The 19,904-nt window shown below is 52.8% G+C and carries 17 protein-coding genes and 1 pseudogene; 6 read left to right on the top strand and 12 right to left on the bottom strand.

Translation table 11 applies throughout. From position 1 onward, the window contains the following. Positions 1 to 37 precede the first annotated feature (37 nt). Positions 38 to 1,690 (top strand): class I fumarate hydratase, encoded by a 1,653-nt coding sequence (locus FDX09_RS07620; RefSeq protein WP_061381689.1) that lies wholly within the window; start codon positions 38 to 40, stop codon positions 1,688 to 1,690. A gap of 9 nt (positions 1,691 to 1,699) precedes the next feature. Beyond that, positions 1,700 to 2,302, top strand: coding sequence for a cob(I)yrinic acid a,c-diamide adenosyltransferase (cobO, locus tag FDX09_RS07615; protein WP_137347006.1), 603 nt, complete (start codon positions 1,700 to 1,702; stop codon positions 2,300 to 2,302). 82 nt (positions 2,303 to 2,384) lie between these two features. Here cobO and FDX09_RS07610 read toward each other — a convergent pair whose 3' ends face one another. After that, positions 2,385 to 3,287 carry a LysR family transcriptional regulator gene (locus tag FDX09_RS07610; RefSeq protein WP_038638907.1) on the bottom strand — a complete coding sequence of 301 codons (903 nt, stop codon included), beginning with the start codon at positions 3,285 to 3,287 and terminating at the stop codon, positions 2,385 to 2,387. 405 nt (positions 3,288 to 3,692) lie between these two features. On the opposite strand from FDX09_RS07610, the gene cobA reads away from it, so the two are divergent. After that, positions 3,693 to 4,481 (top strand): uroporphyrinogen-III C-methyltransferase, encoded by a 789-nt coding sequence (cobA, locus tag FDX09_RS07605; RefSeq protein ID WP_069323181.1) that lies wholly within the window; start codon positions 3,693 to 3,695, stop codon positions 4,479 to 4,481. Here cobA and FDX09_RS07600 read toward each other — a convergent pair. From FDX09_RS07600 to sdhC, 9 genes are all read right to left on the bottom strand, one after another. Continuing rightward, on the bottom strand, positions 4,460 to 5,350 hold the full coding sequence (locus FDX09_RS07600; protein WP_137347005.1) for a PocR ligand-binding domain-containing protein: 891 nt from the start codon (positions 5,348 to 5,350) through the stop codon (positions 4,460 to 4,462). The two genes, cobA and FDX09_RS07600, sit on opposite strands and share 22 nt — an antisense overlap. 226 nt (positions 5,351 to 5,576) lie before the next feature. After that, on the bottom strand, positions 5,577 to 6,446 hold the full coding sequence (sucD, locus tag FDX09_RS07595; protein WP_137347004.1) for a succinate--CoA ligase subunit alpha: 870 nt from the start codon (positions 6,444 to 6,446) through the stop codon (positions 5,577 to 5,579). Then, positions 6,446 to 7,612, bottom strand: a complete 1,167-nt coding sequence (gene sucC, locus FDX09_RS07590; protein WP_038638897.1) for an ADP-forming succinate--CoA ligase subunit beta — start codon at positions 7,610 to 7,612, stop codon at positions 6,446 to 6,448. Before sucC ends, sucD begins: the two co-directional genes overlap by 1 nt. A 91-nt stretch (positions 7,613 to 7,703) precedes the next feature. Next, entirely contained in the window at positions 7,704 to 8,927 is a 1,224-nt protein-coding gene (odhB, locus tag FDX09_RS07585; RefSeq protein WP_038638894.1) for a 2-oxoglutarate dehydrogenase complex dihydrolipoyllysine-residue succinyltransferase, read from the bottom strand. Positions 8,928 to 8,941: 14 nt separating this feature from the next. Further along, the gene (gene sucA / locus FDX09_RS07580) at positions 8,942 to 11,743 is read right to left on the bottom strand and encodes a 2-oxoglutarate dehydrogenase E1 component (RefSeq protein WP_137347003.1); all 2,802 of its coding nucleotides are present in this window, start codon (positions 11,741 to 11,743) and stop codon (positions 8,942 to 8,944) included. Between the two features lie 264 nt (positions 11,744 to 12,007). Further along, entirely contained in the window at positions 12,008 to 12,724 is a 717-nt protein-coding gene (gene sdhB / locus FDX09_RS07575) for a succinate dehydrogenase iron-sulfur subunit SdhB (protein WP_038638888.1), read from the bottom strand. Between the two features lie 15 nt (positions 12,725 to 12,739). Further along, positions 12,740 to 14,506: a succinate dehydrogenase flavoprotein subunit gene (sdhA, locus tag FDX09_RS07570; RefSeq protein WP_038638885.1), complete on the bottom strand. Its 1,767-nt coding sequence runs from the start codon at positions 14,504 to 14,506 to the stop codon at positions 12,740 to 12,742. Next, on the bottom strand, positions 14,506 to 14,853 hold the full coding sequence (gene sdhD / locus FDX09_RS07565) for a succinate dehydrogenase membrane anchor subunit (protein ID WP_005122550.1): 348 nt from the start codon (positions 14,851 to 14,853) through the stop codon (positions 14,506 to 14,508). The genes sdhA and sdhD overlap by 1 nt, the downstream gene beginning before the upstream one ends. Next, a complete protein-coding gene (gene sdhC, locus FDX09_RS07560) occupies positions 14,847 to 15,251 on the bottom strand; it encodes a succinate dehydrogenase cytochrome b556 subunit (protein ID WP_042309715.1) in 405 nt (134 codons plus the stop codon). The genes sdhD and sdhC overlap by 7 nt, the downstream gene beginning before the upstream one ends. Before the next feature lie 382 nt (positions 15,252 to 15,633). Here sdhC and FDX09_RS23765 point away from each other — a divergent pair. The 3 genes and pseudogenes from FDX09_RS23765 to FDX09_RS07550 all read left to right on the top strand — a co-directional run bounded on the left by FDX09_RS23765 (position 15,634) and on the right by FDX09_RS07550 (position 18,452). Beyond that, positions 15,634 to 15,744: pseudogene (locus FDX09_RS23765) on the top strand (hypothetical protein). A gap of 203 nt (positions 15,745 to 15,947) precedes the next feature. Then, positions 15,948 to 17,231, top strand: coding sequence for a citrate synthase (locus FDX09_RS07555; protein ID WP_006685463.1), 1,284 nt, complete (start codon positions 15,948 to 15,950; stop codon positions 17,229 to 17,231). Between the two features lie 174 nt (positions 17,232 to 17,405). Continuing rightward, entirely contained in the window at positions 17,406 to 18,452 is a 1,047-nt protein-coding gene (locus FDX09_RS07550; RefSeq protein WP_121528774.1) for an AbrB family transcriptional regulator, read from the top strand. On the opposite strand, the gene nei is transcribed toward FDX09_RS07550, so the two are convergent. Together nei and pcp are read right to left on the bottom strand one after the other, a co-directional pair. After that, positions 18,449 to 19,240 carry an endonuclease VIII gene (gene nei, locus FDX09_RS07545; RefSeq protein WP_121528773.1) on the bottom strand — a complete coding sequence of 264 codons (792 nt, stop codon included), beginning with the start codon at positions 19,238 to 19,240 and terminating at the stop codon, positions 18,449 to 18,451. The genes FDX09_RS07550 and nei overlap by 4 nt on opposite strands. 14 nt (positions 19,241 to 19,254) lie before the next feature. After that, positions 19,255 to 19,899 (bottom strand): pyroglutamyl-peptidase I, encoded by a 645-nt coding sequence (gene pcp / locus FDX09_RS07540; RefSeq protein ID WP_038638875.1) that lies wholly within the window; start codon positions 19,897 to 19,899, stop codon positions 19,255 to 19,257. Positions 19,900 to 19,904: the final 5 nt, after the last annotated feature.

The following is a 19,904-nucleotide window of genomic DNA, read 5'->3' as shown; positions in this document are numbered from 1 at the left end:
TTATCCGGCAAACAACACGAAGAGGTGAGAAGTAAACATGTCTAAACCATTTGTCTGGCAGGAACTCTTTGTTCAGGGTAAAGATAGTACCGAATATGAATTACTGAGTAATCAGCACGTTACAGTTTCGGAGTTAGACGGAGAGGAAGTGATTAAGGTTGCGCCTGAAGCGTTAACCTTATTAGCACAGCAGGCATTTTATGAGGCTTCATTCTTCCTGCGCGCCGGACATTTGAAACAGATCGCCAGCATTCTGCACGATCCACAGGCCAGCGGTAACGATAAGTATGTTGCATTGCAACTGCTGCGCAACGCTGAAGTTTCGGCCAAAGGCGTGCTGCCTAACTGTCAGGATACCGGAACGGCAACGATTGTGGCCTGCAAAGGTCAGCATGTCTGGACCGGCGGCGATGACGCAGAAGCGTTAAGCAAAGGCGTGTATACCACCTTCACCGAAAACAACCTGCGTTATTCGCAAAATGCCCCGCTGGATATGTACACCGAGGTCAATACTCAGACTAACCTGCCGGCACAAATCGATATCAGCGCCACGCCTGGCAATGAATACCGCTTCCTGTTTGTCAACAAAGGCGGCGGCTCGGCCAATAAAGCGGCGCTGTTCCAGGAAACAAAATCCATTCTGCAACCGGAAAAGCTCACCGCCTTTCTGATCGAAAAAATGAAATCACTGGGCACAGCCGCCTGCCCGCCGTATCACATCGCTTTCGTCGTTGGAGGCTTGTCGGCCGACCAGGCGCTGAAAGTCGCCAAGCTGGCTTCAACCAAGTATTACGACAACCTGCCCACCAGCGGGAACGAACTGGGTCAGGCGTTCCGCGATACGGCCCTGGAAGCCGAGTTGCTCAATGCCAGCCGTGAGTTTGGTATCGGCGCGCAGTTTGGCGGCAAGTATTTTGCCCACGATATCCGCGTGATTCGCCTGCCGCGTCACGGTGGTTCCTGCCCTATCGCCATGGCCCTCTCCTGCTCAGCCGACCGCAACATTAAGGCTAAAATTAACAAACACGGTATCTGGCTGGAGAAACTGGAGCATAACCCGGGCAAATTCATTCCTGATTCCCAACGGGTAGAAAATGGCGCCCAAACCGTACAGTTGGATCTCAACCGCCCGCTACGCGAGATTCTGCACGACCTGTCCGCTCTGCCTATCGGTACTCGTTTGTCGTTAAGTGGTCCAATTGTTGTCGCCCGTGATATTGCCCACGCTAACATCAAAGCACGCCTGGATAACGGCGAACCGATGCCGGAATACATGAAAAAGCATATCGTCTATTACGCAGGTCCCGCCAAAACGCCGGAGAATCAGGCCTGTGGTTCAATGGGTCCCACCACTGGCGGGCGCATGGATGGGTATGTCGATGCTTTCCAGGCACAAGGCGGTAGTCTCATTATGCTAACCAAAGGTAACCGCAGCCAACAGGTCACTGATGCCTGCCATAAACACGGTGGATTTAGCCTCGGTAGCATCGGCGGCGCCGCGGCCCTGCTTGCCCAACAGTACGTGAAAAGCCTGCACTGCCTGGAATATCCCGAACTGGGAATGGAAGCGGTCTGGATGATGGAAGTTAAAAATATGCCGGCCTTCGTGTTAGTCGACGACAAAGGTAATAACTTCTTTAGTCAGTTTGAGCAGCAACATCGCTGCGCAACCTGTCCGGCAGGACATTAAGGAGACGTAATGGAAGCGCGAGCCAATAATGACAGACACCGCCAACGTCAGCAGAAACTGAAAGAACAGGTTGATACCCGCGTGGCGGCGGCAACGGAGAAGAAAGGGATCCTGATTGTCTTCACCGGTAACGGTAAAGGGAAATCCACCGCAGCCTTTGGCACGGCAACGCGCGCGGTTGGTCACGGAAAAACCGTTGGCATCGCGCAGTTTATCAAAGGTCAGTGGGATAATGGCGAGTACAACACCCTGCAGCCGCTCGGCGTTGAATTCCATATTATGGGCACCGGATTTACCTGGGAAACCCAAAACCGGCAAGCGGATATCGACGCGGCCACTTTAGTCTGGCAAGAAAGTAAGCGCATGCTGGCTGATGCGCATTACGATCTGGTGGTGCTGGATGAACTGACTTACATGCTGGCTTACCACTACCTGGATACCCAGGAGGTTCTCAGCGCCATCGAAAATCGCCCTGTCGGTCAGAGTGTTATCGTCACCGGGCGCGGATGCCACGCACTGTTGCAGGAACTGGCCGATACGGTCAGCGAAATTCGCCCGGTCAAGCACGCGTTTGACAGCGGTATTCAGGCGCAGGTGGGAATCGACTGGTAGCCATTCTTTTGCCGGATAACGACGCCCTGGCGTCTTATCCGGCCTACCGTTCTTTGCAGGCCTGACAAGGCACACGGTACCATCAGGCAGGCGATACCACAGATTTATTCAACAGCCAGTCCCGGAAGATCTGTAAATGCACAGATTCCGCTTTCTCTTCACGCCACGTCATGATGAAACGGTTCCCGGTTCGCATCGGGACATCGCAAGGAATGACCATATCACCACTGTCCAGATCGTGCTGAATGGCAAAACGAGGAAGCAATGCCACGCCCAGATTAGAGCGAACCGCCGCAATCAGCATCGACAGCAGATCAAATCTTGGACCTTTATTGACCAACGGGCTGCTGACGTCTGACAGCGCAAACCATTCCTGCCAGCCTTTGATACGCGTGCTTTGGTGTAAAAGCGGGAATTCGTTCAGCAACTCCTCGACCGCCAGTTTCCGCTCCGGCTCAGCCAGCAAGCAGCGGCTGCAGACCGGCAGGATTTCCTCTTCAAACAGGTACTCAACGCCCGACCATGGCGAGTAGAAATCTTCACGCATGATTGCCGCGTCATACTCCCGATTGAGAAAATCACCAATATTCGCCAGCGAATGGATATTCACGATAATATCAGGATTGAGTTTGTTGAACTCGCGCAGATTCGGGATCAGCCAATGCGTGCTGAAGGTCGGATTCACTGCCAGCTCAATAACCTGCACCGTCGGCTGCCAGGTCATTATCGTCGTCGTATCTCGCTCAAGTTTATTTAACGTTTCTTTAACGATACTTAAATAATGTTTGCCCGCCGCATTTAAAAAAATGCGTTTCTTGGCATGATTAAATAGCGAGGTATTCAGAAAATCCTCCAGTGCATTCACCTGACGGAAAACAGCACTTTGTGTTAAAGCCAGCTCTTCAGCAGCCCGGGTATAACTTTCGTGACGCGCAACAACTTCAAAAGTTACCAGCAACTCCGTCTTCGGTATTTTTCCTCTCATAACCTCTTCCATATGCAGCGTACAAAAATAGTTTAATTTATAAAAAATAATTCAAGACACCCAGATAAGCATCGAGAGTTATATTTTATTTCATCCATTGATGTCATTGATCCAATCCATGATTTACTCATACAGATGGCGGATAAATATTAACCAATAATACTCAAGCACAACAATAAACACAATTTAAATAAGGTTAAACCTATGCAAATAGTGCCAATAAGTTCTTAATAATTTTTCAAGTTAACTTGTTTATTGCAGAAAAAACTTTGCGAGATTAATCAATATTATCCATGCGATAATTTTAGATAATTTCACGTTATAACTTACGGGCAAACGACTGCTTTTAATCATTCCTTGATGTAGTTTCTGCCTTTTTTTGTTAGACGTGATAAAGGACACAATGTGAAAACTTTCGGAAAGGTCTGGCTCGTTGGAGCAGGTCCCGGTGATATTTCATTGCTCACCCTCAAAGCGATGATGTGCATTAAACAGGCTGATGTCATTATTTACGATCGGCTGGTCAATCCCAAAATTTTGGAATGGGCATTACCTGATTGCCTGCTTATCAATGTCGGCAAAAATCCCGGCTTTCATTGTGTTCCCCAGGATGAAATTAACGCATTACTGGTCCAGTATGCCCAAACACATAACAACATCGTACGCCTGAAAGGGGGCGATCCTTATGTGTTTGGGCGTGGGGCCGAAGAAGTTGAAGATCTTGTTGAAGCGGGTATCCCATTTGAAGTTGTGCCGGGTATCAGTTCTACCATCGGCGGCCTGGCCTATGCCGGGATCCCGGTGACGCATCGCGATTTCGCCTCCGGTTTTCACGTGGTGACGGGCCATACGCGGGAAGGCAACCAGCAGCAGGACTGGCGTCAACTGGCGAAGCTAAATGGTACGCTGGTTATCGTCATGGGAATCGCCAATCTGGCGTTTATTTGCGAAGAACTGTTGATGGGCGGTAAATCAGCAGATACACCCGCAGCGCTAATTATGTCCGCCACCCGAGAGAATCAACGCCGACTAACCTGTACGCTCGGTTCATTACTGAGCAAAGCGCAGGAGGCTAACATTGCTCCACCTGCGCTGATTGTTATTGGCGAGGTGGTGACCCTGAGCGATCGACTCTCTTTTATACCGGAAGCCATCACCATGGCAGAAGATCTTTACTGCGAAAGTCTGGCATGACGAAAAGACTGGGGCGACGTTTGATGCGCCGCCCTGAAAACGCGGCAAAAGTAGCTGGTTTGCGCGTATTGAAGTTTCCGGGCAATACTGTCTATTGAGTGCACGGGATCGTGCAACAACTCCCCCGCTTTTTGCATTTTTTTCTGATTCACCCAGGTTTTAAAATTAACGCCCTGCCGCTTCTTAAAAAATCGGCTGAAATAGTTCGCGCTTAAGCACACATGCGCCGCTACGGATTCCAGGGATAATTCACCATACAAATTTTCATCAATATAACGCAGTGCCGCCAGAAGTTTTTTCTCATGACGAGAAGGTTCAGTGAAATAATGACGAACGTAACGGGTCGGCGGGGCGAATATCTGATCGGATTGTCGCTCTTGCTCAAAGTTATCAACAATAAAACTTAACAAATTAGCCGATGCCACCAGCGTATTATTATCCACTACCGCAACCTGACCCCATTCAGCTTTTATTTTTGGGTCATCCATCCATGAAAATTTATTATTAATTACGATAGTTTTATATTCCTGATACTTTGACCGGACCTGCCCGCAAACAATAAAACCATAAAGATGCCCTTCATTAATTATTGGCATCGAGAACAAACTTAACCCTGCATGACAGGTGAGTATTCTGGGTTTAAGCTGTTTTAGCCCCTCAAAAGCGCACTGCTTATCGCATTTTTCGCAACCTACACGATACCGCTCATCCGCTCGCATTAATGTGCAGAACGAATTAAAATTATGACAATCCGACAGTGCCTTGCCGTGAATATCAATCACGACCGCGGCTAACCCGGTCGCGCGAGAGAATACTTCGGCTATCGAGAAAAAAACGTGTAAATAGTCATTCTGGATTTTCAGCGGCACGCTCTCCTCCGGCACTCATGATATTAAAGCCGGTAATATGCAGAATTTAATCAAGAGAAAGAATGATGCTGACCGCAAAAAATAATCTCATTTATGAATATGATTATGATCGAATCGCAAGAGAATAGACGGCAGAAAACAAAAAAGGCCATCATCAGATGGCCAACCATGTCGAAACGGGACCAGCCCTTGACCATGCAGATAGTCAGGGCTGTTTTTTTACTTCTTACTTAATAACGGTTTTCAGCGCTTCGCCGATATCGGACAGGCTGCGAACGGTTTTCACGCCAGCAGCTTCCAGAGCCGCGAATTTCTCGTCAGCGGTACCTTTACCACCGGCGATGATCGCACCGGCGTGGCCCATACGTTTTCCTTTCGGCGCGGTTACGCCCGCGATGTAGCCGACAACTGGCTTGGTGACGTGATCTTTAATGTACGCCGCCGCTTCTTCTTCCGCGCTACCGCCGATCTCGCCGATCATCACGATCGCTTCAGTCTGCGGATCTTCCTGGAACAGCTTCAGAATGTCGATGAAGTTAGAGCCTGGAATCGGGTCGCCGCCGATACCGACACAGGTGGACTGGCCGAAACCGTAGTCGGTGGTCTGCTTAACCGCTTCATAGGTCAGCGTACCGGAACGGGAAACGATACCCACTTTACCCGGCTTGTGAATGTGACCCGGCATGATGCCGATTTTGCATTCGCCCGGGGTGATCACGCCTGGGCAGTTCGGGCCGATCATGCGCACGCCCGCTTCGTCCAGCTTCACCTTCACGGTCAGCATATCCAGCGTCGGGATACCTTCGGTGATGGTGATAATCAGTTTGATGCCTGCATCAATTGCTTCCAGGATGGAGTCTTTGCAGAACGGCGCCGGAACGTAGATCACAGTGGCGGTTGCGCCAGTCGCTTCTACCGCTTCACGCACGGTGTTAAACACCGGCAGACCCAGGTGAGTGGTGCCGCCTTTGCCTGGCGTTACGCCGCCAACCATCTGCGTACCGTAAGCAATCGCCTGTTCGGAGTGGAATGTCCCCTGGCTACCGGTGAAGCCCTGGCAGATAACCTTGGTATCTTTATTAATTAAAACTGACATTATTTCCCCTCCACTGCGGCAACAACCTGCTGAGCTGCATCCGTCAGACTTTTCGCTGCAATAATATTCAGGCCGCTATCAGCCAGTTTTTTCGCGCCGAGTTCGGCGTTGTTGCCTTCCAGACGAACGACAACCGGAACGTTAACGCCCACTTCCGCTACCGCGCCGATGATACCGTCAGCGATCAGGTCGCAACGTACGATACCGCCGAAGATGTTAACCAGTACGGCTTTTACATTGTCATCGGAGAGGATGATTTTGAACGCTTCGGTCACGCGCTCTTTGGTCGCGCCGCCGCCCACGTCGAGGAAGTTAGCCGGTTCGCCGCCGTGCAGTTTAACGATATCCATGGTGCCCATTGCCAGGCCCGCGCCGTTAACCATACAGCCGATGTTGCCGTCCAGCGCAACGTAGTTCAGTTCCCACTGTGCCGCCTGCGCTTCACGCGGATCTTCCTGAGACTGGTCGCGCATTTCACGCAGGTCAGCCTGGCGGAACAGCGCGTTGCCGTCAGCGCCCAGTTTGCCGTCGAGGCAGATCAGGTCGCCCTGTTTGGTCACTACCAGCGGGTTGATTTCGATCAGCGCCAGGTCACGCTCCAGGAAGATAGTCGCCAGGCCCATGAAGATCTTGGTGAACTGCTGAACCTGTTTACCTTCCAGACCCAGTTTGAACGCCAGCTCGCGTCCCTGGTAAGGCATCGGGCCTGCCAGCGGATCCAGCGCCACTTTGTGGATCAGGTGTGGGGTTTCTTCCGCCACTTTTTCAATTTCCACGCCGCCTTCGGTAGAGGCCATAAAGACCACGCGACGGGAGCTACGGTCAACCACTGCGCCGAGGTAAAGTTCTTTACCGATATCGGTCGCCGCTTCAACCAGGATCTGATTTACCGGTTGGCCATTCGCGTCTGTCTGGTAAGTCACCAGACGTTTCCCCAGCCAGTGCTCAGCAAAAGCGCGAATGTCTTCTTTGCTGTTAACAACCTTCACACCGCCCGCTTTACCACGGCCACCAGCGTGAACCTGACATTTCACTACCCACGGGCCTGCGCCGATTTTAGATGCGGCTTCTTCAGCTTCACGCGGAGTATTACAGGCATAACCCACCGGTGCCGGTAAGCCATAGCGGGCAAAAAGTTGTTTTGCCTGATATTCATGTAAGTTCATGTGTTCTGTCCATCCTTCAGGTAATCGTTATCTTTTACCCGTAGGCCTGATAAGGCGTCCAGACCTACGGGGCAGGTGATACTCTTTTTCGTTACACGTCCAGCAGCAGACGCGTTGGATCTTCCAGCAACTCTTTAATGGTTACCAGGAAGCCTACTGACTCACGACCATCGATCAGACGGTGATCGTAAGACAGCGCCAGATACATCATCGGCAGGATTTCAACCTTGCCGTCTACCGCCATCGGACGATCTTTGATGGCATGCATACCCAGGATGGCGCTCTGCGGTGGGTTGATAATCGGCGTAGACATCAGGGAACCGAACACACCGCCATTAGTGATGGTGAAGTTACCGCCCGTCAGATCTTCAACCGTCAACTTGCCGTCGCGACCTTTTACTGCCAGCTCTTTAATGTTCTTCTCAATGTCAGCCATACCCAGCAGATCCACATCACGCAGGACCGGCGTTACCAGGCCGCGCGGCGTGGAGACCGCCATGCTGACATCAAAGTAGTTGTGGTACACCACGTCATCGCCATCGATAGAGGCGTTGACTTCCGGATAGCGTTTCAGCGCTTCAACCACCGCTTTCACGTAGAAAGACATAAAGCCCAGACGGATACCGTGGCGTTTCTCGAACGCGTCGCCGTACTGCTTACGCAGGTCCATAATCGGCTTCATGTTGACTTCGTTGAACGTCGTCAGCATGGCGGTGGAGTTTTTCGCTTCTAGCAGACGTTCGGCTACGCGTTTGCGCAGACGAGTCATCGGAACACGTTTTTCGCCACGCGCACCCAGTTGAGGCTGAGGCGCAGGCGCGGCGGCTGGTGCTTTGGCTTCGGCTGTTGCTGCCGGCGCTTTGGCCAGATGCTTTTCCACATCTTCGCGGGTGATGCGGCCACCGACGCCGGTGCCTTTGATGGCGCTGGCTTCGAGGTTATGTTCACCGAGCAGGCGACGGATCGCCGGGCTCAGGGCATCGTTGTTCTGCTCAGTAAGCGACGCCTGCTGGCGCTGTGCCGGAGTCGAATCTTTCTCTTCAGACTTGGCGCTGGTCTCTTTACCCGCGCTGTTGCCTTCACGCAGGCGACCGAGGATCTGGCGAGAAGTGACGGTTGTCCCTTCATCTTCCAGAACCGCATCAAGGATACCGTCCGCTGATGCCGGTACTTCCAGTACCACTTTGTCAGTTTCGATTTCTACCAGTACTTCATCACGACGTACTGCATCGCCCGGTTTTTTGTGCCAGGTTGCAACCGTTGCATCCGCTACGGATTCAGGCAGGTCGGGAACAAGAATATCTACGCTACTCATTATTTATCCTTTATTTAATCGACGTTCAGCGCGTCATTAACCAGATCTTGTTGCTGTTTCTGGTGAACGGACATATACCCTACTGCCGGAGAGGCAGAGGCCGGGCGACCTGCATAACGCAGAGCGGACCCAAATGGAATCACTTCACGGAAATGATGCTGACTGCAGTACCATGCGCCCTGGTTGAGCGGCTCTTCCTGGCACCAGACAAAATCATGTACGTGAGCGAACGGTTTCAGCGCTTCCTGTACCGCTTTATGCGGGAACGGATAGAGCTGTTCGATGCGCACAATGGCAACATCTTTTTGATCATTCTTGCGGCGTTGCTCCAGCAGGTCGTAATAAACCTTACCAGAACACATCACGACACGCTTCACGCCTTTCGGATCAAGCTCATCGATTTCGCCAATGGCCGGCAGGAAGGTGCCATTTGCCAGTTCATCCAGCGTAGAGACCGCCAGCGGATGGCGCAGCAGCGACTTCGGCGACATCACCACCAGTGGACGGCGCATACCGCGCAGCGCCTGACGACGCAGCATGTGGTACACCTGTGCCGGGGTAGACGGGACGCAAACCTGCATGTTTTGCTCAGCGCAAAGTTGCAGATAACGTTCCAGACGCGCGGAGGAGTGCTCCGGACCCTGACCTTCGTAGCCGTGCGGCAGCAGCATAACCAGACCGCACATACGACCCCATTTCTGTTCGCCGGAAGAGATGAACTGGTCGATAACGACCTGAGCACCGTTGGCGAAGTCACCGAACTGCGCTTCCCAGATGGTCAGCGTGCGCGGTTCCGCCGTGGCATAGCCGTATTCAAACGCCAGCACTGCTTCTTCAGACAGTACGGAGTCCCATACGCGGAACGTGCCCTGGCCGTTATGCACATGCTGCAGCGGCGTGTAGGTTGAACCGTTCGCCTGGTTATGAATTACCGCGTGACGGTGGAAGAAGGTTCCGCGACCGGAGTCTTCACCCGACAGACGAACCGGAATGCCTTCGTCAACCAGCGTGGCGTAAGCCAGATTCTCTGCGCCACCCCAGTCGAACAGCTTCTCGCCTGCGGCCATGGCCTGACGATCGCCGTAAATTTTGGCAACGCGCGACTGCATTTCAACCGCTTCAGGGACGGTGCTGATGCGTTTGGCCAGCTCCTGCAGACGCTTCATCTCAACTTTGTTCGGGTAGCTTTCGTCCCATTCGTGGTTGAGATATGGCGACCAGGTGAAGGAGTGCATGTTCATTGGACGCCACTCTTTCACTACACACTCGCCAGCATCCAGCGCATCGCGATACAGGTTGACCATTTCGGTCGCATCTTCCAGCGTGGCGACTTTGTCCGCTTCCAGCTTGTCGGCGTAGATTTTGCGCGGCGTCGGATGCTTTTTGATTTTCTGATACATCAGCGGCTGGGTTGCGCTCGGCTCGTCGGCTTCGTTGTGGCCGTGACGGCGGTAGCACACCAGATCGATGAAGACATCGCGTTTGAAGGTATTACGGAAGTCCAGCGCCAGACGCGTGACGAAAGCGACCGCTTCCGGGTCATCCGCATTGACGTGGAAAATCGGCGCCTGAACCATCTTACCGATGTCGGTGCAGTATGGGGTAGAACGCGCATCCAACGGGTTAGAGGTGGTGAAGCCCACCTGGTTGTTGATAACGATGCGAACGGTACCGCCCACTTCGTAACCACGCGCTTTCGACATGTTCAGGGTTTCCTGAACCACGCCCTGCCCGGTGACTGCCGCATCGCCGTGAATGGTGATAGGCAGGACTTTATTGCTGCTCGGCTCATCCAGACGATCCAGACGCGCACGGACGGAACCGATTACCACCGGGCTAACAATTTCCAGGTGCGACGGGTTAAACGCCAGCGCCAGGTGTACCAGACCGCCTTCGGTTTCGATATCCGATGAGAAGCCCATGTGGTACTTCACGTCGCCAGTGCCGAGGTGTTCTTTATGTTTGCCCGCGAATTCGTCGAACAGGTCCTGCGGCTTTTTACCCAGCACGTTGACCAGTACGTTCAGACGACCACGGTGCGCCATGCCCAGCACCACTTCACGCGTACCGCTGTTGCCCGCGTGGCGGATCATCTCTTTGAGCATCGGGATTAACGCATCACCGCCTTCCAGCGAGAAGCGTTTCGCGCCCGGGAACTTCGCGCCCAGGTAGCGTTCCAGGCCTTCCGCAGCGGTCAGTTCGCTGAGGAAGCGTTTTTTCTCTTCGCTACTGAACGCGGCACGGCCAGACTCGATGCGCTGCTGAAGCCAGCGTTTTTCTTCGGTGCTGGTGATGTGCATATACTCGGCACCAATCGGACCGCAGTAGGTTTGTTTCAGCGCAACAACCAGGTCGCTCAGCTTCATAGTGTCTTTGCCGCCGGCAAAAGAACCTACGTTAAAGCTTTCCTGAAAATCCGCATCGGTCAGATCGTGGAAAGATGGATCCAGATCGGCCACTTTCTCTTGCTGCCACAGTCCCAGCGGATCGAGATTCGCATGTTGATGACCGCGGAAACGGTAGGCGTTAATGAGCTGCAGGACTTTAACCTGCTTCACATTGGCATCAGGGTCGGAAATAGAAGAAGAGTAACGTGGGGTAATCAACGCCTGCCGACGGAAATAATCACGTGTTTTTGAGTGGAGTTGATCCGGTTTGACTCCGGTGCCAGGTAACTGCTGGAACGTCGAACGCCAGTTAGCATCTACCGAGTCAGGGTCGGTTAAGAAGTCTTCATAGAGCTGTTCTATCCAGCTCTGGTTCGAGCCAGAGAGGTAAGAAGAGTCCAACCAGGCTTTCAAAGCGCTGTTCTGCATCGTGATCCCTTAAGCATTTGTATGCTTACTTCGCCGTGGATACTACCACGCACACCGATGTGCGTGCCGGGGTTCACTTGTTGCGGACTGTCGTGTCATCTGCGTCCGCTAAGGAACCTTTAAAAACTGTCTAATAATATGGCAGTTTTTAGAGGTTTCCTGCACTTCTATTGCCCGATGGCGCGTAGCTTTCAGGCCTACAAGGTACGTAACCCGTAGGCCGGATAAGACGGTACGTCGCCATCCGGCAACCACTACAACAACTTACGCACTACGCTTGAGCAGCATCGACTTAATATGACCGATAGCGCGCGTCGGGTTCAGCCCCTTAGGACATACGCTGACGCAGTTCATGATGCTGTGACAGCGGAATACGCTGAAAGCATCACTTAAACCTTCCAGGCGGCTGTCAGTCTCGGTATCGCGGCTGTCAATCAGGAAGCGATACGCGGCCAGCAGACCTGCCGGACCGATGAACTTGTCCGGATTCCACCAGAATGATGGGCAGGACGTTGAGCAGCATGCACACAAAATACATTCATACAGCCCATCGAGCTTCTCACGCTGCTCTGGCATTTGTAAATGCTCACGAGCCGGTGGATTTTTCCCATTATTCAACAAGTAAGGCTTAATCTTCTCATACTGTGCGTAGAATTGTCCCATGTCTACCACCAAATCGCGCACAACCGGTAAACCCGGCAGCGGGCGAATGACAATCTTCTTGCCCGGCTGATTCAGCGCAGAAACAGGTGTGATACAGGCCAGTCCATTTTTGCCGTTCATGTTCAGACCGTCAGAGCCGCAGACTCCTTCACGGCAGGAACGACGAAACGACAGCGACGGATCTTTTTCCTTCAGCTGCATTAACGCATCCAGCAGCATCATGTCGCGCCCTTCTTCCGCCTCCAGGGTGTAATCCTGCATACGCGGAGCATCGTCAACATCCGGGTTATAGCGATAAACTGAAAACTCGAGTTTCATTGTCCTGTCTCCGCATTAATAAGTACGAATCTTCGGCGGGAATGCCGGGCGCAGCTTCGGTTCCATATTGACTTGACGTCGCGTCATGGTTTCCGACTCTGGCAGATACAGGGAATGGCACAGCCAGTTTTCATCATCACGTTCCGGGAAGTCGAAGCGGCTATGCGCGCCACGGCTTTCGGTACGGAAGTTTGCAGAGACTGCGGTGGCGTAAGCGGTTTCCATCAGGTTATCCAGCTCCAGACACTCAACGCGCTGAGTGTTAAATTCACTGGAGGTATCATCCAGACGGGCGTTTTTCAGACGCTCACGAATCGCTTTCAGCTCTTCCAGTCCTTTCGCCATCGCATCGCCTTCGCGGAATACCGAGAAGTTATGCTGCATACATTCCTGCAGCGCTTTGCGAATGGCCACTGGATCTTCGCCGTTACGGTTGCCGTTCCAGCGATTCAGACGAGCCAGAGAAGCATCGATCTCATCTTCCGTCGCATCCAGCAGGTCGCCCTGTTCCGCGATAGATTCCTGCAGATGCAGACCTACCGCACGACCAAAGACCACCAGATCCAGCAGCGAGTTGCCGCCCAGACGGTTGGCGCCGTGAACCGATACGCAGGCGATTTCGCCTACCGCAAACAGCCCCGGAATCACCACATCTTCGCCCTGCTCGTTTACGGTCAACGCCTGACCGGTTACTTTGGTCGGGATACCGCCCATCATATAGTGACAGGTAGGAATTACCGGGATCGGCTCTTTCACCGGGTCAACGTGGGCAAACGTACGAGACAGTTCGAGAATACCCGGCAGCCGGGACTCCAGCACTTCTTTACCCAGATGATCGAGTTTCAGCTTGGCGTGCGGACCCCATGGGCCATCACAGCCGCGGCCTTCACGGATTTCGATCATGATGGAACGCGCCACCACGTCACGACCCGCCAGATCTTTCGCATTCGGGGCATAACGCTCCATGAAGCGCTCGCCGTGTTTGTTCAGCAGATAGCCGCCTTCACCGCGGCAGCCTTCTGTGACCAGCACGCCCGCGCCGGCGATACCGGTGGGGTGGAACTGCCACATCTCCATATCCTGCACCGGCACGCCAGCGCGGATAGCCATACCGACGCCGTCACCGGTATTGATGTGGGCGTTAGTAGTGGATTGATAAATACGGCCTGCGCCGCCGGTGGCCAGTACGGTTGCGCGGGCTTTAAAGTAAACCACTTCACCGGTTTCGATACACAGTGCGGTACAACCGACAATCGCGCCGTCAGCGTTCTTTACCAGGTCCAACGCATACCACTCAGAAAAGATGGTGGTGTGGTTTTTCAGGTTCTGCTGATACAGGGTATGCAGTAGCGCGTGGCCGGTACGGTCTGCCGCTGCGGCGGTACGAGCCGCCTGCTCGCCGCCGAAGTTTTTCGACTGACCGCCAAACGGACGTTGATAAATGGTGCCATTATCGAGACGAGAGAACGGCAGGCCCATATGGTCCAGCTCCAGAATCGCTTCCGGGCCGGTTTTACACATATATTCAATTGCGTCCTGATCGCCAATGTAGTCCGACCCTTTGACGGTGTCATACATGTGCCATTCCCAGTTATCTTCATGGGTATTACCGAGCGCCACGGTGATGCCACCCTGCGCGGATACGGTATGGGAACGGGTTGGAAATACTTTGGAGAGCAGCGCACAGGTCTGTCCGCTCTGGGAAATTTGCAGCGCCGCGCGCATACCTGCGCCACCGGCACCAATCACAACAGCATCAAATTCTCTGACTGGCAGTTTCATTACACACCCCACACCACAACAAATCCATAAATGACGTAAACCACCAGCGCAACGACGATAGCCAGTTGCAGAATCAGGCGTACAGCCAGCGGTTTAACGTAGTCGGTCAACACCTGCCACATGCCAATCCAGGCATGAATCAAGATGGAAAAAAGCGCCAGCAGGGTGAAAACTTTGGTGAATGCCGATGAGAAGAAACCGGTCCAGACTTCAAAGGTCAACTCGCCGCTGGTGGCGAAGAAGCCGACCATATAGATGATGTATAACGTCAGAACGATAGCGGTAGCACGGACCAGAATGAAGTCATGTACGCCGTTGCGTCCTAATGCGGAGGCGTTGCTTACCATACGAGGACTCCTGCGAGAAGTGAAAGCACGACAATGATAACGAAACAAATTTTGGCGGAGCGTGTCCCTGCTTCGAGGGTTTCTTCGATATAGCCAAAATCCATCAACAGATGGCGAATGCCCATTACGGCGTGATAGGCCAGCGCAATCAGGATCCCCCACATGATTAACTCCACAAAGAAGTTATTCATAATGGATGACGCCGTGAGGAAACCTTCAGGGGAGGAAAGGCTGGTACCCAATAACCACAACAGAATCCCGACCGCCACGAAGGTGATCACTCCGGAAACGCGATGGAGAATGGACGCTATCGCCGTGATTGGGAACCGGATCGTTTGCAGATCCAGATTGACAGGTCTTTGTTTTTTCACATTTCTTATCATGAATAACGCCCACATGCTGTTCTTATTATTCCCTTTGGACTTCGGGCACAGAAGATAAGACTTCTGTAGTCTGAAAGACGCCGGGATTTCCTTCCTCCGGTCTGCTTGCGGGTCAGACAGCGTCCTTACTATAACTACGCGTCATATAAAACACTGCTTCCAGTTGCTAAAACGACACGTTACAACGCTGGTTGGCTCGGGATTGCAGGGTATTCCGGAGACCTGGCGGCAGTATAGGACGTTCACAAAATCATTACAATTAACCTACATATAGTTTGTCGGGTTTTATCCCGAACAGTGACATAGGTCACGATAACAACATTATTTTAATTTTTAATCATCTGATTTGACAATCATTAAACAAAGTTGTTACAAACGACACCAGAAAAAGCATATAATGCGTAAAAGTTATGGGGTCACTCTTTCACCGGAGATTTAGTTATGTAACAGTGTGGAAGTATTGACCAATACCTTCAGGACAGTTATTAGTGATAGACAGGTTAAATAATTCGGATTGCTAAGTTGTTGATTTGTTACTATTTCACCATGAGTTAACTGATTTACCTGCAAGCGCCCATTGCTCTGTACCCTGGTTTTCGCCTCTATCGCAGAGCGGCGAGCCGAATAAAAAACTGGTAACGGTTGATTGATGTATCGAAAACAAGTCTGACTTCCGCAATCTTAAGTAATAAGGCGCTAAGGAGACCGTAAATGGCTGATACTAAAGCAAAAATCACTCTAAATGGTGACGCTGCTATTGAACTGGATGTGCTGAAAGGTACGCTCGGTCAAGATGTTATTGATATTCGTAGCCTTGGCTCAAAGGGGATGTTTACTTTTGACCCAGGTTTCACCTCTACCGCATCCTGCGAATCCAAAATTACGTTCATCGATGGTGATGAAGGCATTTTGCTGCATCGCGGCTTCCCGATTGACCAGTTGGCGACCGAGTCCAACTATCTGGAAGTGTGTTATATCCTGCTGTACGGCGAAAAACCGACGCAGGAGGAGTACGACGAGTTCAAAACCACGGTCACTCGCCATACCATGATTCACGAGCAGATCACGCGTCTGTTCCACGGTTTCCGCCGTGACTCTCACCCGATGGCCGTTATGTGCGGTGTCACCGGGGCGCTGGCTGCGTTCTATCACGATTCGCTGGACGTAAATAATGCGCGTCACCGTGAAATCGCCGCTTTCCGTCTGCTGTCCAAAATGCCGACCATGGCAGCGATGTGTTACAAATACTCCATCGGCCAGCCGTTCGTTTACCCGCGCAATGATCTCTCCTACGCCGGTAACTTCCTGAACATGATGTTCTCCACGCCGTGCGAAAAATACGAAGTTAATCCAATCCTGGAACGCGCCATGGACCGTATCCTGATCCTGCACGCTGACCACGAACAGAACGCCTCGACCTCTACCGTACGTACCGCAGGTTCTTCTGGCGCGAACCCGTTTGCCTGCATCGCGGCTGGTATTGCTTCCCTGTGGGGACCGGCACACGGCGGCGCCAACGAAGCTGCGCTGAAAATGCTGGAAGAAATCAGCTCAGTTAAACACATTCCGGAATTTGTTCGCCGCGCGAAAGACAAGAATGATTCTTTCCGCCTGATGGGCTTTGGTCACCGTGTTTACAAAAACTATGACCCGCGCGCCACCGTGATGCGTGAAACCTGCCATGAAGTGCTGAAAGAGCTGGGCACCAAAGATGATCTGCTGGAAGTGGCAATGGAGCTTGAGCACATTGCGCTCAACGACCCGTACTTCATCGAGAAGAAACTCTACCCGAACGTCGACTTCTACTCTGGCATCATTCTGAAAGCGATGGGCATTCCGTCCTCCATGTTCACTGTGATCTTCGCCATGGCGCGTACCGTTGGCTGGATTGCACACTGGAACGAAATGCACACCGACGGCATGAAAATCGCTCGTCCACGTCAGCTGTATACCGGCTACGACAAGCGCGACTTTAAGTCTGATATTAAGCGTTAATTGTCTGCCGGATAGCGCTCTCGCCTGTCCGGCCTACTCCCTTGAATCTTCCAGGCCGGACAGGGTGTTAATGCCGCTGTCCGGTCTGTTTATTCTTGACCCACATTATTTTATTCTCATCACGTTTTCTCTATGATTTACTGAGATCTTCCTCATTTCACTCAGGAGCATGGGATGCCTGTTTTGCAGTGGAGCCTGCTATTTCTGCTATCACTCCTTCTTTCCCTGTTCTTTCTGTTGATACATCTTCCAGGCGCATTGCTGCTCGGCTCGATGATTGTCGGTATCATTTTCAGTATGCGCGGGATCTCCCTGCACCCTCCCCGCTGCACATTTCTTGCCGCTCAGGCCATTCTCGGCTGCATGATTGCGCAAAACCTCACCGGATCCATTTTAACGACACTTGCGGCACACTGGCCGATGGTGATTGTCATCCTGCTGGCAACCCTGATTAGCAGCGCGGTGATCGGCTGGCTGCTGGTTCGCTACAGCAATCTACCGGGGAACACCGGCGCGTGGGGGTCATCACCTGGCGGGGCAGCCGCGATGGTTGCGATGGCGCAGGATTATGGCGCTGACATCCGGCTGGTGGCGTTTATGCAGTATTTGCGCGTACTGTTGGTGGTCGGCGCTGCCGCACTGGTCACCCGATTTGTCATGGGCGAACAGGCACAAACGGTCGGCCAGCAAATCGTCTGGTTTCCACCGCTGAGTCTTAATCTGTTAAGTACCATACTGCTGGCCGCAGTTGCTGGTGTGGCCGGGCGCTTACTGCGTATCCCCTCCGGCGTGATGTTACTGCCCATGCTGGCGGGCGCATTGCTAAACGCAGGCGGTATAATGGTCATTGAACTGCCGGAATGGTTACTGGCGATAGCGTATATGGCGATTGGCTGGCAAATCGGTCTTGGCTTTGACAAACAGATTTTTTTAATGGCGCTGCGGCCACTGCCGCAAATATTGTTGTCCATTTTTTCACTGATGGCGATTTGTGCCGTGATGGCCTGGGGGCTGGTGCATTATATGCAAATCGACTTTCTCACCGCCTATCTGGCGACCAGCCCTGGCGGAGTGGATTCCGTCGCGGTAATTGCCGCTGGCAGCCACGCCGATATAGCGCTAATCATGGCGATGCAAACCCTGCGGCTGTTCAGTATTTTATTGACCGGTCCGGCGGTGGCACGTTTTATTTCAGCGCATGCGCCAAGACAGTCCACCTAATGCTGGCAGCCCGGACACCAGTAAAAGGGTCGCGAGGAAAGAGTCGTTTTCTCGATGATGCCGCCACAGCGCTCACAGGCTTCGCCATCCCGATGAAAGACCTTAAAGCGAAACAGCGCGCCGTGGTGCTTATTGTCATCGACCTGGCCGCGAGTGTTATACGACAGGCGAGGAATATCAAGTAGCGCTTGCGCCAGCGCATCCAACTGTTCATCGCTAAGCTGTGACGCTTTATGCTGACCGGTCAACCCCACATGCCAGAGAATTTCTACCCGCAGATAGTTACCTAATCCCGCCAGAAATGCCTGATCCAACAGCAGACCGGAAAACTGGCGATTGCGAAAACGAGATGACAGCAGACGCGTTTTTACCTCTGCGGCCGTTAAACGCAAATCCAGCACGTCCGGTCCAACCCGTTGCAGAAATGGATGGGTGGTGAGCTGCTGTGGCGTCAGCATTTCGATGTCAGACGCGCTATACAGCAAGATAGTTTTATCCTCGGTTTGCAGCCTGACGCGCAGCACCCGCGTGGTTTGCGGAATGTTGCCGGTATCGACCACTCGCCACACGCCGTAAAGCTGATTGTGACTATACAGCGTCAGGCCATTGGAAAAATGGGTCAGTAAGGCTTTACCCCGCGTCTCAAGCTGGGTAACACTCTGCCCGATGAGTTGGGATTGATACGGTTTTAACTGCTCAAAGGCAAACCAGACATCCGTCAGGGGTTTACCTTTGACTGCCGCCTCCAGGGTATCCGCCGCGCGGCGGATCTCCGGGCCTTCAGGCATAATACTGTCCTTTGTTAATGTGTTGCGCCGCCTGTCACCGCGATATCGCTTTCCAACTGCAATGCGGTGGCAATCGCGACCTCCAGCGCCCGACGTACTGTTTCCGCCGCCATACTTGGCGCACCGGGGTGCTGCGCGGCCTGTTGTGGCAGATAAGGAATATGAATAAAACCGCCCTTCACTGCCGGCACGTCGCGTAATTTATGCAGCAGGCCATACATCACGTGGTTACACACGAAGGTACCCGCCGTCTGAGAAACCGAGGCCGGAATTCCCGCGTTGCGCATGGCGACAACCATCGCTTTGATCGGCAATGTGCTGAACCACGCCGCAGGGCCATCGGCCACAATCGGTACATCAATCGGCTGTTGCCCCTGATTATCCGCAATACGCGCATCGTCAACATTGATCGCCACGCGCTCCACGGTGATATCCGTTCTGCCACCCGCCTGCCCCACCGCCAGCACCAGCGATGGCGACAATGCGTCAATCGCGGCATTGAGTACGGAGAGAGACTCGCCAAAGACGCACGGCAACTGGCGGGCAACGACACGGCATCCATCGATGATAGCATTGTCGAGACCCGAGACCACTTCCCAGGAAGGGTTAACTGACTCGCCGCCAAAGGGTTCAAATCCCGTGATGAGTACTGTTTTCATCCTTC

This window comes from Citrobacter sp. wls717 (assembly GCF_005280955.1).
Taxonomy (GTDB): Bacteria; Pseudomonadota; Gammaproteobacteria; order Enterobacterales; family Enterobacteriaceae; genus Citrobacter; species Citrobacter werkmanii.
Note: the sequence above shows the minus strand (reverse complement) of the source record. Positions and strands in the feature narration are given on the sequence as shown.